Origin of the sequence: Paenibacillus artemisiicola (assembly GCF_017652985.1) — a bacterium.
In the GTDB taxonomy this organism is placed as follows: domain Bacteria; phylum Bacillota; class Bacilli; order Paenibacillales; family Paenibacillaceae; genus Paenibacillus_Z; species Paenibacillus_Z artemisiicola.
The window spans coordinates 1-11,940 of sequence record NZ_JAGGDJ010000087.1 but is presented as its reverse complement, the minus strand read 5'-3'; the positions used below and the strand labels follow the sequence as shown (position 1 = coordinate 11,940).

Annotated in this window: 12 protein-coding genes; 9 read left to right on the top strand and 3 right to left on the bottom strand. The window is 63.0% G+C overall.

Annotated features, from left to right (window positions below):
- On the top strand, positions 1 to 615 hold a 615-nt coding region (locus I8J29_RS32790), incomplete at its 5' end, for a DUF3320 domain-containing protein (RefSeq protein WP_208851465.1).
- A 94-nt stretch (positions 616 to 709) separates the two neighbouring features.
- Here I8J29_RS32790 and I8J29_RS32785 read toward each other — a convergent pair.
- Both I8J29_RS32785 and I8J29_RS32780 read right to left on the bottom strand, forming a co-directional pair.
- Positions 710 to 1,081: a hypothetical protein gene (locus I8J29_RS32785; protein WP_208851464.1), complete on the bottom strand. Its 372-nt coding sequence runs from the start codon at positions 1,079 to 1,081 to the stop codon at positions 710 to 712.
- 313 nt (positions 1,082 to 1,394) lie between these two features.
- Positions 1,395 to 2,312, bottom strand: a complete 918-nt coding sequence (locus tag I8J29_RS32780) for an aldo/keto reductase (protein WP_208851463.1) — start codon at positions 2,310 to 2,312, stop codon at positions 1,395 to 1,397.
- A gap of 252 nt (positions 2,313 to 2,564) precedes the next feature.
- Here I8J29_RS32780 and I8J29_RS32775 point away from each other — a divergent pair, with 252 nt between their 5' ends.
- From I8J29_RS32775 to I8J29_RS32755, 5 genes are all read left to right on the top strand, one after another.
- The gene (locus I8J29_RS32775) at positions 2,565 to 3,956 is read left to right on the top strand and encodes an MATE family efflux transporter (protein ID WP_208851462.1); all 1,392 of its coding nucleotides are present in this window, start codon (positions 2,565 to 2,567) and stop codon (positions 3,954 to 3,956) included.
- A 567-nt stretch (positions 3,957 to 4,523) separates the two neighbouring features.
- Positions 4,524 to 4,712, top strand: coding sequence for a hypothetical protein (locus tag I8J29_RS32770; RefSeq protein ID WP_143088929.1), 189 nt, complete (start codon positions 4,524 to 4,526; stop codon positions 4,710 to 4,712).
- Positions 4,713 to 4,749: 37 nt separating this feature from the next.
- Positions 4,750 to 5,040 carry a hypothetical protein gene (locus I8J29_RS32765; RefSeq protein ID WP_208851461.1) on the top strand — a complete coding sequence of 97 codons (291 nt, stop codon included), beginning with the start codon at positions 4,750 to 4,752 and terminating at the stop codon, positions 5,038 to 5,040.
- 386 nt (positions 5,041 to 5,426) lie between these two features.
- Positions 5,427 to 5,861, top strand: a complete 435-nt coding sequence (locus I8J29_RS32760) for a helical membrane plugin domain-containing protein (protein ID WP_177222102.1) — start codon at positions 5,427 to 5,429, stop codon at positions 5,859 to 5,861.
- Positions 5,862 to 5,934: 73 nt separating this feature from the next.
- Positions 5,935 to 7,113, top strand: a complete 1,179-nt coding sequence (locus I8J29_RS32755; RefSeq protein WP_208851460.1) for an NAD(P)/FAD-dependent oxidoreductase — start codon at positions 5,935 to 5,937, stop codon at positions 7,111 to 7,113.
- Positions 7,114 to 7,383: 270 nt separating this feature from the next.
- On the opposite strand, the gene I8J29_RS32750 is transcribed toward I8J29_RS32755, so the two are convergent.
- On the bottom strand, positions 7,384 to 7,839 hold the full coding sequence (locus I8J29_RS32750; RefSeq protein WP_208851459.1) for a DUF4395 domain-containing protein: 456 nt from the start codon (positions 7,837 to 7,839) through the stop codon (positions 7,384 to 7,386).
- Positions 7,840 to 8,162: 323 nt separating this feature from the next.
- Here I8J29_RS32750 and I8J29_RS32745 point away from each other — a divergent pair, with 323 nt between their 5' ends.
- The 3 genes from I8J29_RS32745 to I8J29_RS32735 all read left to right on the top strand — a co-directional run.
- Positions 8,163 to 9,098, top strand: coding sequence for a DUF4432 family protein (locus tag I8J29_RS32745; RefSeq protein WP_338113329.1), 936 nt, complete (start codon positions 8,163 to 8,165; stop codon positions 9,096 to 9,098).
- Positions 9,099 to 9,119: 21 nt separating this feature from the next.
- On the top strand, positions 9,120 to 10,928 hold the full coding sequence (locus I8J29_RS32740) for a sensor histidine kinase (RefSeq protein ID WP_208851458.1): 1,809 nt from the start codon (positions 9,120 to 9,122) through the stop codon (positions 10,926 to 10,928).
- Positions 10,921 to 11,940: response regulator (locus I8J29_RS32735; protein ID WP_208851457.1), on the top strand; the 1,020-nt coding region annotated here is incomplete at its 3' end. The genes I8J29_RS32740 and I8J29_RS32735, both read left to right, overlap by 8 nt.

Below are 11,940 nucleotides of genomic sequence, written 5' to 3'. Positions count from 1 at the left end.
CCGATCGCGGACGCCCTCGAGCCCGCGGCGCCCGCCGCCGAGCGGCCGACGCGGAGAACGGCGTACCGCGCCGCGGAGCTGCCGGCGGTCGGCCGCGCGTCCGATGACTTTTACGCGCCGGCCAATACCGGGCTCGTGCGGGATCAGATCGCGACGGTCGTGCGGGAGGAGGGGCCGATCAGCCGGGCGCTGCTGGTGAAGCGGGTGCTCCAAGCCTGGGGCATCGCGCGTTCGGGGGCCCGCATCGAGCGGCGCTTCGACGAAGTCGCGGGCGGGCTGGCGCTGCGCGCGACGGAAGGGGACGGCACCGTCTTCTATTGGCCGGACGGGGTCGAGCCTGCCGAATACGGCGTGTTCCGCGTGTCCGAGGGCGAGCTGGAACGGCGGAACGCCGAGGATCTGCCGCCCGAGGAAGTCGCGAGCGCCGTGAAGGAGACGCTGTTCCTGCACGGCAGCCTTCCGGTGGAGGACCTGATCCGGGAGACGGTCAAGCTGCTCGGCTATTCCCGAACGGGCAGCGCCTTGGACAAGGCGCTGCGTAGCGGCTTGCAGGCGGCCGTGGGCCGCGGCGACGCGGATCTCGAGAACGGGCGCGCGCATTACCGCAAAGGCTGACCGCGTTCGCGATCCGCTCGCGCGGACGAAGCCCGAAACGAAAACCAGACACCTCGCGGGGCGTCTGGTTTTTTTGCGTGGGGGAACCGGGCCACTACGGCAGCGGCGCATTCGCCGAACCGGACGGCTGCTCCGCCAGAAGCGCGCGCCGGACCGCGTTCAGGCCGCCGGCTTCATCGATGGCGAAGAGGTCGACGACGACGTTGGCTCCCGTCACGTTGAATCGCGCCTCGTAAGCGGGAAAGCCGGCGATGTTGATCGTTCGCAGCGTCGCGCTCAGCGGGGCGAGAGAGAACAGCTGGTGCGCGGCCGGAACGTAGGCGTCGTCCGGCGCCGTCGGCACGAGGAACGCCTCTAGCTCGATGACCGCCTCGGTCGCCGGATCCTCGTTGGTGATGAGGAGCTGCAGGCTGACGGCCGGATCGGGATCCGGGTTCGGCATGGCTCCGGTGCTAAAGGACGGCATGGCGGCGGGTCACCTCCTTCGTTAAGGAATGAACGGCATGGCGAATCGCGTCCTTGCTTCCCGCGGCCGCATCCGCGCGGGGGGACTTGCTTCTCTGCTTCTCCAGCATATGCGCGCCCTATGAAAATGGCTTGGATATTTCATAGACAGCCGCAGACAGTCAGTAAATATATGGAAAATAATAGAAGGGTACCGGAGCAGCCGACGAAGGAGATCGAATGGGACAAAAAACAGCCCCGGGTCCGAAAGGACCCGAGGCTGTATCTCGTTCGCGCTTGGCGGAGCGCCGCGCGCGCCGGCCGGCAAGCTTGGCTTACGGCAGGATGTTGCCCGCCGCGCGGTAGATGGCGTACCATTCTTCGCGCGTCAGACGGATCTCGGCGGCGCGGATGCAGTCCTGCAGGCGCTCGATATTCGTCGTGCCGGTAACCGGCTGCATGTTGGCCGGGTGGCGGAGCAGCCAAGCGATCGCGATCGTCGTGTTGCTGACGTCGTATTTCTTGGCGATTTCGTCGATTTGCGCGTTCAGTTCCGGGAATTTCGGGTTGTCCAGGAAGACGCCCTCGAAGAAGCCGAATTGGAACGGCGACCACGGCTGAATCGTGATATCGTGCAGGCGGCAGTAGTCGAGAATGCTGCCGTCGCGGTTGATCGCGGAGTTGTTCTCCATGTTCACGTTGACGCCGTTCGAGATCATGTTGGCGTTCGTGATGCTGAGCTGCAGCTGGTTGGCGACGATCGGCTGTTTCACGAACTTCTTGAGCAGCGCGATCTGGTTTGGGTTCTGGTTGGACACGCCGAAGTGGCGCACCTTGCCCGAGCTCGCCAGCTGATCGAACGCTTCCGCCACTTCTTCCGGCTCGACGAGCGCGTCTGGACGGTGCAGCAGGAGGACGTCGAGGTAGTCGGTGCGCAGGCGCTGCAGGATTTTATCGACGGATCCGAGGATATGCTCCTTGGAGAAATCGAACTGTCCTTGGCGAATGCCGCACTTGGATTGCAGCATGATTTTTTCACGCACGTCGTCGCTCATATGTATCGCGTCCGCGAAGATTTCCTCGCATTTGCCGCCGCCGTAAATATCCGCATGGTCGAAGAAGTTCGCGCCCGCCTCGAGCGCCGTTTGGACGAAGCGCTCCGCGCCCGCCTTGTCCAGCTGGTTGATGCGCATGCAGCCGACCGCGAGGACGGGGACCTCCAGATTGCTGGTTCCGAGCTTGATCGTTCTCATGATTCCTTGCCTCCCATTCATAATGAGGAAATTAGGTTCGGCCGGGCGGGTCGACGGTGAATACAAGGGTGGACGAGCCGGCGCTCCCCATCCGATTGTGACACACCGGACGGCCCGTTTCAAGGGCGCCCGGTCCCGCTCGGAAAAGATTGCCGCCGATTCGGGACCCCGTCCGGGGCGATCTTTGCTATAATAGAAGCGGTGTGTTTGATCGGAGCTTCAACCCAAATACGAGAAAAAGAATGTGATGACGTGGAACAACCTGCTTACCGGCAGCGGAGGCAAGCGTTTCTGGAACGGTTTTTGGCGCGGATCGCCATCGGCGATTACCGCGCGCTGCTGTCGTTGTATCTCCCGATCCTGATCGACCAGGCGTTCATCATCGGCCTCAGCATGCTGAACACCGCCATGATCAGCTCGTCGGGCGTGGCCGCGGTCAGCGCGGTCAACATCGTCGATTCGCTCAATATGTTTCTCATCAGCGTGTTCGTCGCGGTATCGACGGGCGGCACGGTCATCGTGGCGCAGTACAAGGGGAGCGGGAATCTCCCCATGGTGCCGAAGGCGGCGGCCAGCTCCGTCTCGTCGGTGACGCTGTTCGCGGTCGTCATCGGTCTCGCGATGATCGCGCTGCACGGCCCGGCGCTGAACCTGCTGTTCGGGGCGGCCTCCCCGGACGTCTTCGCCAAGGCCAAGACGTACTTCATCGGCAGCTGCGCGTCCTTCGCCGGGATCGCGCTGACGGAGGCGGTCTGCGGCGCGCTGCGCGGCATCGGGCGGTCCCGGGCGTCGCTCACGCTGTCCTTGATCATGAACCTGTCGTACGTGCTGCTGAACGTCCTGTTCATCAACGTGATGCACATGGGCGTGCTCGGCATGAGCATCTCGATCAACATCGCGCGGTACGGCGCGGCGCTGTTCGCGCTCTATTACATCCTCAAGCTTGATACCAATCTGCATCTGCGGATCAAGGACATCGTGCGCGTGCGCTTCGAGATGGTGAAGCGGATCCTCTACGTGGGGCTGCCGTTCGCGGCGGAGCAGATGTTCTTCAACGGGGGCAAAATCGTCACCCAAATCTTCATCGTCCACCTCGGCACGAACGCGATCGCGGTCAACGCCATCGGCGGCTCGTTCGCCGGCCTGACGCAAATTCCGTCCGCGGCGCTCTCGATCGCCGCCATTACGGTGGTCGGCCAGGCGATGGGCAGGCAAAACGTGGAGGAGGCCCGCAGGTACACGCGGTTCTTCCTATGCGTCTCGACCGGGTTCCTGCTGATCACGGCGCTGCTCGTCGTGCCGTTGTTCCATCCGCTCGTCAGCCTGTTCCATCCGCCGGAGGCGATTAAGCACGACATCTTCGTCATCGTGCTCATCAACGCCGCCATGCAGGTGCCGCTCTGGTCGATCAGCTTCATCATGCCGTCGGCGCTGCGGGCGGCGGGGGATTCGAAGTTCACGTCGATCGTGTCGCTGCTGTCGATGTGGCTGTTCCGGATCGTGCTCGGCTACATGCTCGGCATCGTGTTCAAGTTCGGCATCGTCGGCGTCTGGCTGGCGATGAACATCGAATGGGGCGTGCGGGGCACGATCTTCCTGTTGCGCTTCCGCGGCAAGAAGTGGTATCGGCATAAGCTGATCTAACGGCCGGCGAAGCGGCGCGCGACCGGGCCGAGCGATAAGAAATCGGCTGCCATGCGGTGCGGCGGACGGAAGCGCGCCATCCGGGCTTCGAGGGCCTGCCGGAGACGTACGCGAGCTTCCAGTGTCACGGCGAGACGTTCACGCCGATTAGAAGAAGCCAGCCGCTGCAGGGGCGGCATGGCTTACGCGCGCAGGAACCGGATCCAGCCCAGGACCGACATCATCAAAGCCGTCCACAACAATGCGCTGATCAACGTTCCCCATATGAGCCCGATCAGAAATCGGGAGGGTGAATTGTTCATGCCGCTCGCCGCCTCTCCACTTATTAGCAAGAAGTATGGTTAGCAAGAAGTATGGTTAGCAAGAAGTATGGTTAGTAGGAAGTATGGCCAGAAACGCAGAGCTTTAACGCGATAACCGATGACTGATCCGGGCGCTTCGGCGCCGCGGATTTTTTTGTGTCCGGCCGGGCCGCGCGAAACCCCAAAAACCGCTCCGGCTGCGAATAGTGTGGGATAGCAAGACCGAAGAGGCCAAGCCCACATTCGAGAATCGGAGGAACGGAGCATGCCCCAGCTTGATAAGGAAATCGAACGATTGGTGCGCAGTCTGGACGAGGACAACGACCGCATCTTGAAGCGCTTTGAATTCGTGTCTGGCCACCAACGGCTGACGTTCGAGGAAGGTTCGCGGTTTCTCGATTTTCTGCGGCGGGCATTGAGCGAGAAGGACGGCTCGCGCCCGGCGCCGCATTAACGGGAAGGACATGATTTTTAAGCAGGGGGAGATCATAATGAACAAGGAGCTAACGCCGTTTTACTGCCTCGGCTGCCGCGCCTTTCCGGACCGGGAGGAAGCCGCGCAGACGTTCCGCACGGGCTTTTACCGGGTGATCCATCCCTTGGGCATGTGCCGCTCCTGCGCCGCGGGCCAAGCGAAATCCGTTGCGGAGGGAACGTACGGGCATCGCGCCGGCGGGACGGACGGCAAGCAGGGGACGGCGCCGTTCCGGTTCGAGCCGCCCGCGCCGGATCGCCGCGAGACGCGCGATCCCGCGGCGACCGCGGCGATGGTCGTCGCGTAGGCGGCCGATTGGCCAACGGCGAGCAGATATTCCAATTTATGGGTAATTTTGGCGGCGCAGGGCCCGAAATCCGCAAGACGGCCGGAGTCGGGCTTCTCCCTTTTGCGTGATTAATTATTTTTATTGACATAATAAAAATAATTTTTAGATTTACCTATAGTCGCGCAGGGCAAAAAGCGATACAGTAGAGGAAGAAGAAAGGCTGCTGTCATCCTCGAAGGGTCTTGTGATAAATTTCACATTTCTCCCTTTTTGCGAATGCGCTTTACCGCGTTCCTCCATTAATGGGATTAAACTTGCTTGATGACCGGATCCGGCGCGGGCAGGTTCATCTTTATGCGATGATTGCAGCTGAGTGAGTGACTACATCTGAAGGAGGCAATACAATGAGTGAAACTATGGTATCGAACCTGGAGCAGCAAGACTCCGCAACGGCTTTGGCGAAATCGGACGTGCTCGATCAACTGCTGAAGCCGGAAGTGCAGGAAGCGCTGACGCAACTGGTGGACCAGCTTCCTAAACTGTCCGAAATGATGGCTCTCATGACCAAAACGTACGATCTCGCGCAAAAGGTCGCGACGGACCGCGTCTTCATCCAAGACACGGTGGGCGGCATCCAAGAAGTCGTCAAGCCGCTGACGGAAAAAGTGAAAGGCTACGCGTCCGCGGCGATCGAAGCCAACGACCGCGCGGAGCAAAGCGACAACGTGATCGGCCTGTTCGGCATGATCAAGCTGCTGAAGGATCCGGAGCTGCAAAAGATGCTTCGTTTTGGCCAAGCGTACCTCGACATTCTGGGCGAAAGAAGAAACCAGGAGTAGCTATAAACGGTCTGCGTAATATAACCAGTTTGCCAAGCGATTCATACTAAGCGAAGCACGGAGGATGAGATCCATGAGAAAAGAAATTCTGATTCTGGGCGGCGGATACGGCGGCTTGCTCAGCGCGCTGTCCGCGCGTCAGCATCTGACCACGGAAGAAGCCGGCATCACGGTCGTTAACCGCGTCGGTTCGCACCAAATCATTACGGAGCTTCACCGTCTCGCGGCGGGCAACGTAGCCGAGAAAGCCGTCGCGCTGCCGCTCGAGAAGCTGCTGAAGGGCAAATCCATCAACGTCGTCGTCGGCGAAGTGCAGAAGATCGACGTCGAAGGCAAGCAAGTGGCGCTGACCAACGGCTCGTCGTACCGTTACGACAACCTCGTCCTCGCGCTGGGCAGCGAAACGAACTACTTCGGCATCCCGGGCCTGCAGGAGAACAGCCTGACGCTGAAATCCGTCGCGGACGCCAACAAAGTGTTCGCCCACGTGAAAGACCGGATCAAAGCGTACGCGGCGAGCAAGAACAAAGCGGACGCGACGTTCGTCATCGGCGGCGGCGGCTTGACCGGCGTCGAGCTGGTCGGCGAACTGGCGGACGAGCTGCCGGCCATCTGCCGTCAATACGGCGTTGATTTCGCCGACGTCTCCCTCTCGCTGGTCGAAGCCATGCCGACGATCCTGCCGATCTTCTCGCCGGATCTGATCCAACGCGCGGTATCGAGCCTCGAAGCGCGCGGCGTGGAATTCCTGACGGGCCTCGCCATCACGGAAGTGAACGGCAACGTCGTGACGCTGAAGGACGGCCGCACGATCGAAACGAACACGCTCGTCTGGACGGGCGGCGTGCAAGGCAGCGCGCTGGTCGGCAACTGCGGCATCGAAGTCAACCGCGGCCGCGCGACGGTCAACGAGCACCTGCAATCCACGTCGCACCCTGAAGTCTTCCTGGCCGGCGACTGCGCGGTCGTCTTCGGACCGGAAGGCCGTCCGTACCCGCCGACGGCGCAGCTGGCTTGGCAAATGGGCGAGCTCGCGGGCGCGAACATCGCGGCGTCCATCAAGAACTTCAAGATGGACAGCTTCAACCCGGTCTTCTCCGGCACGCTGGCAAGCCTGGGCCGCAAAGACGGCATCGGCGCAATCGGCGAATCCGGGATCGAGCTGAAAGGCACGCCGGCTTCCCTGATGAAGAAAGCCTCCAACGCGCGTTACCTGACGCACATCAACGGCCTGTTCTCGCTGGCGTACTAATCCCGGCCTGAACCGCGCGGTTCGAACGAATAGCAAAAGCCCCGGCTCCAATATTGGAGCCGGGGCTTTTTTGCATGGCGCCGGACGACGCTATCCACGGTTCTATCCACTTATCAACAGGGTTATACACAATGCCGGCAGCGATAGAAGAAGGAAAATCCGCCGCTTTTTGAAGTTTTGTCAACATATCCACAAGTGGATATGTACACAAGCCGGAGCCATGATTGGGCAGTCGCAAGCTTCCCGCCTGGATGCTTACCTCTGGCGCCGTCAGCTCTTCCGCAGCCGCCGGCGCGCCAGGAACTGCTTCCACTGGAAGTACATGAAGCAGCCGAGGCAGAAGCCGCTCAGCGCCAGCACGACGGCCGCCGCGAGCATGCCGAGGCTGACGTAGGCGAGCGTCTCGATGCCGAGCGCGAAGCCGAGCAGCGCGACGGCCAGGAAGAGGATCGCGAGCAGGTTGTTGAACCGGAGCAGCTCGCGGCTCTCGGTCTTGGCGCTGGCCGGCAGGAGCGGCGAGAGCGCGCGCACGAACAGGTTGTACCGTACGCCGTACGCGCGGCCGACGAGCTGTACGGCAAGCGGGAGCAGGAGAATCCAGTACTGCTGCGCCGCGATCGCCGCGATGACGCTCAGCAGGATGCCGAGTTGGTTGCCGCGGACGCGGTGGAGGGGCACTTCATCGATGCAGGCGTAAGGGTCGAGCTTCAAAGACGGCGTCGTCATGGGGACTGCCTCCGTTCGGAATGAGGTCGTTGGTTCCATTATACACCTAATGCTATTCGGGTAGGATATATCTGTCATCATCCGCCCGATGTCCCGCCGGCCATTCACCCTAATAACGGCCAATAATTTGAACAGCGGCCTTACGAAATATTGAATTGTGCGTTCGCGGCGCGGGCGCTATAATTCTATGATGCCTAACGGCATGAACGATTCATGCGCGCAGCGATGGACGCGCTTCACGAGGCGCTTAACGCCGTGAACGAACGGCGGGCCGCCAATACGACGATTCCGGGCAAGCCCGGATCCAAACGGGGGATCCCATAATGACGATGACGAACTGGACGCGAAGCGAAATCGAAGGCCGCGAGGCATGGACGGGCGACAGCGGGCTGCTGTCCGTGACCGTCGTGCCGGAGCTCGGCGCGAAAGCCGTGTCGCTGCTGAACCGGCGGACGGGAAGGGAGTGGCTGTGGCGCAGCGGGAAGCCGCTCGGCGGCAAAGGCTTCGGCACGCCCTTCGGCGAGTCGGACGAGAGCGGCTGGGACGAGATGTTTCCCGGCATTAACGCGTGCGCGTACCCCGAGGCGCCGTGGCAGGGCGAAGCCGTGCCGGACCACGGGGAAGTGTGGTCGCTGCCATGGCAGGCCGAGACGGACGCGGACGGGCTCATATGCGCCGTCGAGGGCAAGCGCTTCCCGTATGCGCTCGAGAAGCGCTACAGCTTTCCCGCGCCGGATACGGTGCGCATCGACTACGCCGTGACGAGCCGCGCGGACGCGCCGTTCTCGTTCCTCTGGGCGGCGCATCCGCTCATGCGCGCCTCCGCGGGGATGCGGCTTCGCGTGCCGGACGGCCTGGACGCGGTCGAGGTCTCGTACTCCGCGGGCGCCCGGCTCGGGGCGTTCGGCGACGTGCGGCCCTGGCCGGAGGCGGCGCCCGGCGTCGACCTGTCCGTCGTCGAGCCCGATGCGGGCCGCCATGCGGAAAAATATTACTTTACGGGCAAGCTGAAGGAAGGCTGGGCCGAGCTGGACGATCCGCGGACGGGCGAGGCGGCGACGTTCCGGTTTCCGGCGGAGCGGGTGCCGTACTTGGCGGTGTGGGCGAATTACGGCGGCTACGGCGGCCATTACCACGTCGCGGTCGAGCCGGCCACGGGCCGGATGGACGACCTCGCGCGCGCCATGAACCGCGGCGAAGCGGCGACTGTCGCGCCGGGGGAACGGTACGCGTGGCATCTGGAGCTGTCCGTACGCTAGAAGGGAAGGCGGGAGCGCATCATGATCAAATGGCTGTTCATCAACCGCAGCATCCGGACGAAGATCGTCTGGAGCACCATCCTGACCTCGCTGATTCCAATGCTCGTGCTGTCGTTCCTGTTCTACGCGACGAGCACCCGCTCGCTGGAGCGGACGATCTACCGGACGACGAACCAGAACGCCGAATATTTGGCCGGCTACCTGAACCAATATTTCCGCGATATCTCCACGTCCGCCCTGCAGGTGTACGGCTACGACAACCACATCCTGGAGCTGATGTCGCACGGCGGGAGCGGCGGGGACGCGGATTTCTTCAATACCCGGAACGCGCTCAAGAACTATTACCAGGCGGTAGCCGACAAGAATAAAGACGCCATCATCCGCATCCTCATCTACGGCGCGGACGACCGGCTGCGGGATTCCTGGTCGCGCGCGGCGAGCTACGACGCCATCCCGTTCGACGCGAGCATTCCCCATTACGCGGAGATGCTCGATTTGCCGTTCCAGCAGAGCCTGTCGTTCACGTACGCCGACAAGGTGCTGAACCAGAACCTGTTCGTCTACGCGATCACGATCTACGATCCGTTCAAGCATACGAAGGTCGGCTCGCTCGTCTTCTACATCCAGGAGAAGGAGCTGATGAAGGCCGTCGAGGCGAACAACAAGGCGCCGAACGTCATCGTGCTGCAAAATTCCCGGGGCGAAGCGTTTTATGCCACGAACGACCGCTACGCGGACAGCATTTCCGCGTACGCGCCGCCGGCGAACACCAACGCGCGGACCAATCCGAAGCTCATCGCGTTCGAGAAACGGAAGGACCTGCTCGTGGGCACCTCCTACCTCGACAACGGCAATCTGTCGCTGTCGGTCGTCTATCCGAACGACGAGCTGGCCCGGCACCGGACGAACACGCTGTACATCACGGTCGGCGCGTTCTTCTTCGCGATGGCCTGCATCGCGCTCTTGTCCATGCTCGCGCAGCAATATATTACGCGTCCGATCCAGCGGCTCGGCGCGGCGATGAAGACGGTGCGCAAGGGCAATTTCCACGTGACGCTGAACCAGCCGATCCATTACCGCGACGACATCTCGGAGCTGACCCGCAATTTCAACTACATGACGGAGAAGATCCGCGAGCTGATCGAGATGCGGTTCCAGCTGCAGCTCCGCAACAAGGAAGCGCAGCTGCTGGCGCTGCAGATGCAGATCAACCCGCATTTCCTGTATAACGCGCTGCAGACGATCGGCGGCAAAGCCGTGCTGAGCGGCGATTACGACATTCACGAGATGTGCCGGGCGCTCGGCGACATGTTCCGCTACAGCTTCTACGAGGGCAACACGGAATCGACGATCGGCCAGGAGCTCGCGCATGTCGGCAATTATCTCTACATCCAGCAGTTCCGGTTCGAGGACGCGCTCCGGACGGAATTCGACGTGCCGGCGGAGCTCATGGACGTGTCCGTCGTCCGCTTCGTCATGCAGCCGGTCATCGAGAACGTCGTCGTCCACGCGCTCGGCGGGCCGGACGAGCGGCGGCTGCTCGTGCGCGTCCGCGCGGAGCGGGACGGCGAGGACGTCGTCCTCACCGTGCGCGACAACGGCCCGGGCATCGACGCGGCGCGCCTCGCTTCGCTGCGCAGCGGGCTGGAGCAGCGCTCGCTCGAGGTGTTCACCGGCGTCTCGATCGGCCTGAAGAACGTGCACGAGCGGATCCGCCTCATGTACGGCGACGCGTACGGGCTTGAGATCGACAGCGGCCCCGGCGCGGAGACGGGCACGGCGATCCGCATCCGGATTCCTTATCGAAAGCGAGGCGAAGCGCATGCTTAAAGTGATGGTCGTGGACGACGAGCCGTGGGGCCGGAAGTCGGTCGGCAAAATGATCGGCGAGCTGGCGCTGGACGTCGAGGTGGCGGCGGAGGCGCGCAACGGCGCGGAGGCGCTGGAGCTCATCCCGATCGTCAAGCCGCAGATCGTCGTGACCGACATGAACATGCCGGTCATGAACGGCCAGCGGCTGCTGGAGGAGCTGTACCGCCGCCATAACGAGATCAAAGTCATCGTCATCAGCGGCCACTCGCAGTTCGAGTACATGCGGGCGGCCATCGCGTTCCAGGCGTGCGAATACGTGCTGAAGCCGGTCTCGCTGGCCGAGCTGAAGAACGCCCTGGTCAAGGCGATGGAGCTGAGCCGCAGCCACCTGAGCGCGCAGGAACGGCGCCGGTTCGCCGGCGAGATGCGCCAGCTGCGGACGGAGACGTTCCTGCAGCACGTGACGGCGCGGCGGATCGCGAACGCCTCCGACATTCTCGCGCAGTCGGCGGAGCTGCTGCCCGTGCCCCCGGCGGCGGGCTACCGCGTGGCGGTATGCATGCTGCGCCGGTTCGGGGACTTGTCCGCGACGAAGTTCGGCGGCAATTCCGACCTGCTCATGTACAGCGTGGACAACATGCTGCGCGAGCTCGCGGCGGGCGGCGAGGCGCTCGTCTACAAGTCGGACGACAAGACGAAGCTGTGCGTCCTGCTGCCCGAGCCGGCGTACGGCCTGGGCGGCGCCGCTCGGCTGCTCGCGCCGTTCCACGACGCCGTCAGCCGGATGCTCGAGTCCGGCGTCGCCGCGGGGCTGAGCGCGCCGTACGACCGGCTCGAGCGGCTGCCGGAGGCGTTCGCGGAAGCGAACGCGCGGCTGCTCGCCGGGCCGCTGCGCGAAGACGGCTTCTCGCTCGTCGCGGCGGACGGGCCGCACGGCGCGGGGGCCGCGCCCGCGCCGGAGGTGCTGAGCGGCTTCGACGCGAAGCTCCTGCAGCAGGCGCTGGCCGCCGGCCAGGCCGCGACCGCGCGC

Coding starts and splice junctions, on each gene's coding strand:
- I8J29_RS32760 (WP_177222102.1), top strand. CDS start 5,427: ATGAGTGAAACTATGGTATCGAACCTGGAGCAGCAAGACTCCGCAACG.
- I8J29_RS32780 (WP_208851463.1), bottom strand. CDS start 2,312: ATGAGAACGATCAAGCTCGGAACCAGCAATCTGGAGGTCCCCGTCCTC.
- I8J29_RS32785 (WP_208851464.1), bottom strand. CDS start 1,081: ATGCCGTCCTTTAGCACCGGAGCCATGCCGAACCCGGATCCCGATCCG.
- I8J29_RS32745 (WP_338113329.1), top strand. CDS start 8,163: ATGACGATGACGAACTGGACGCGAAGCGAAATCGAAGGCCGCGAGGCA.
- I8J29_RS32770 (WP_143088929.1), top strand. CDS start 4,524: ATGCCCCAGCTTGATAAGGAAATCGAACGATTGGTGCGCAGTCTGGAC.
- I8J29_RS32765 (WP_208851461.1), top strand. CDS start 4,750: ATGAACAAGGAGCTAACGCCGTTTTACTGCCTCGGCTGCCGCGCCTTT.
- I8J29_RS32755 (WP_208851460.1), top strand. CDS start 5,935: ATGAGAAAAGAAATTCTGATTCTGGGCGGCGGATACGGCGGCTTGCTC.
- I8J29_RS32750 (WP_208851459.1), bottom strand. CDS start 7,839: ATGACGACGCCGTCTTTGAAGCTCGACCCTTACGCCTGCATCGATGAA.
- I8J29_RS32740 (WP_208851458.1), top strand. CDS start 9,120: ATGATCAAATGGCTGTTCATCAACCGCAGCATCCGGACGAAGATCGTC.